Annotated in this window: 2 protein-coding genes; both read left to right on the top strand. The window is 68.5% G+C overall.

Annotated features, from left to right (window positions below):
• The first annotated feature begins 69 nt into the window (after positions 1–69).
• Positions 70–381, top strand: a complete 312-nt coding sequence (locus AB0N06_RS39010; RefSeq protein WP_366139396.1) for a transposase — start codon at positions 70–72, stop codon at positions 379–381.
• Positions 378–1,050, top strand: a 673-nt coding sequence (locus AB0N06_RS39005) for an IS3 family transposase (RefSeq protein WP_366139397.1), incomplete at its 3' end; no start/stop codon positions are given. The genes AB0N06_RS39010 and AB0N06_RS39005, both read left to right, overlap by 4 nt.

The raw sequence follows: 1,050 nt of genomic DNA, 5'->3' as shown, positions 1-1,050 counted from the left end.
TGAGGTTCCCCCGAGATGCGGACGGATGTGACGGCTGGTCAGATGGATCTCATGAGAGGACCTGTGACCATGGCTGCCCCGAGGAAATACCCGCTGGAGTTGCGTGAGCGTGCGGTGCGGATGTATCGCACCTCCGAGCCGAGGCCGGTGATCAAGCGGCTGGCCGCCGAGCTGGGCGTGCATCCCGAGGCCCTGCGCGGCTGGATCCGCCAGGCCGAGGCCGACCACGGTGAGCGCGACGACCGGCTGACCACCGACGAACGGAAGGAACTCGCGGCTCTGCGCAAGGAGAACTCCCAGCTCAAGCGGTCGAACGAGATCCTCAAGGCCGCCTCGGTTTTTTTCGCCCAGGAGCTCGACACGACCCGGCGCAGGTACTGACGTTCCTCGGTGAACGCAGCGACCTCGGTGTCGAGCCCGTCCTCCGGGAACTCCACATCCCCACCTCCACCTACTACCGCTGGCGCCGGCGCGAGACGAAGCCCTGCGAGCGGCACCGCCGGGACGCGGAGCTGACCGAGAAGATCAAGCAGATCCACGCGGACTCCGGCGGCATCTACGGCTCCCCGCGCGTACACGCCGTACTCCGGCGCGAGGGCGATGCGACCGGCCGCAAGCGGGTCGAGCGCCTGATGCGCGAGGCCGGACTGCACGGAATCAGCCCACGCCGGCACGGCAAGGGCTTCACCCGCCGCGACCCGGAAGCCACTCTCGCCCCGGACCTGGTCCAGCGCGACTTCACCGCGAGCGAGCCGAACCGGCTGTGGGTCACCGACCTCACGATGATCCCCACCGGCGAGGGGCCGCTGTGGCTGTCGGCCATCCGGGACGCCTTCTCCCGCCGCGTGGTGGCCTGGGAAACCTCCGCCCGCGCGGATGCCGACCTCGTCCTGTCCTCGCTGGAGTACGCCCTGGCCAGCCGCGAAGTCGCACCCGGACAGCTGATCCACCACGCCGACCACGGCTGCCAATACACATCCATTAAGCTCACAACACGCCTGCTACGGGCCGGAGTTGATGCATCCATAGGGTCAGTGGGCGACTCGTACG

The sequence above is a fragment of the Streptomyces sp. NPDC051020 genome, from assembly GCF_040683105.1.
Classification (GTDB): domain Bacteria; phylum Actinomycetota; class Actinomycetes; order Streptomycetales; family Streptomycetaceae; genus Streptomyces.
The sequence above is the reverse complement of the archived record's forward strand: the minus strand, read 5'-3'. Positions and strand labels throughout refer to the sequence as shown.

Excerpts from the sequence above, each read along its gene's own strand:
- AB0N06_RS39010 (WP_366139396.1), top strand. The coding sequence starts at position 70 with ATGGCTGCCCCGAGGAAATACCCGCTGGAGTTGCGTGAGCGTGCGGTG.